Below are 838 nucleotides of genomic sequence, written 5' to 3' on the forward strand. Positions count from 1 at the left end.
GCTTAGGACCAGTCGCATCTGCAGTTACGTAAGGTAGGTTTACGTCTGTTTGAGTAGTAGAAGAAAGCTCAATTTTCGCTTTTTCTGCTGCTTCTTTAACGCGCTGCATTGCTAGTGGATCAGTCTTAAGGTTGATACCTTGCTCTTTTTTGAACTCGTCTACTAGGTAGTTGATTAGACGGCTATCAAAATCTTCGCCACCTAGGTGAGTATCACCATTAGTTGCTAGTACTTCGAATGTTTTCTCGCCTTCTACTTCATCGATTTCGATGATAGAGATATCGAATGTACCACCACCAAGGTCATAAACTGCGATAGTACGATCGCCGCCTGACTTGTCTAGACCGTAAGCTAGCGCTGCTGCTGTTGGTTCGTTGATGATACGTTTAACTTCTAGACCAGCAATACGACCAGCGTCTTTAGTTGCTTGACGTTGAGCATCGTTAAAGTAAGCAGGAACTGTGATAACTGCGCCAGTCACTTCCTCACCTAGGAAATCTTCTGCCGTTTTCTTCATCTTTTTCAAGATTTCAGCTGAAACTTGAGGAGCCGCCATTTTTTGGCCTTGCGCTTCAACCCAAGCGTCACCGTTGTCAGCCTTAACAATTTTGTAAGGCATGATTTCGATATCACGCTGAACTTCTTCGTCTTCGAAACGACGACCGATAAGACGCTTAATTGCATATAGCGTGTTAGTTGGGTTTGTCACTGCTTGGCGTTTAGCCGGTTGGCCTACTAGCGTTTCGCTGTCTGTGTAGGCTACAACAGATGCGGTTGTACGCTCGCCTTCCGCGTTTTCAATTACGCGTGGCTTGTTGCCGTCTAAAACAGCAACACA

General features: G+C 45.5%; 1 protein-coding gene. It reads right to left on the reverse strand.

Features of this window, described 5'->3' with window-relative positions:
• Positions 1 to 838 (reverse strand): Hsp70 family protein (locus tag L4C38_RS21270; protein ID WP_428799517.1); only part of this gene is annotated, 838 nt, incomplete at both ends.

The organism is Vibrio kasasachensis (genome assembly GCF_050337565.1).
Lineage (GTDB): Bacteria > Pseudomonadota > Gammaproteobacteria > Enterobacterales > Vibrionaceae > Vibrio > Vibrio kasasachensis.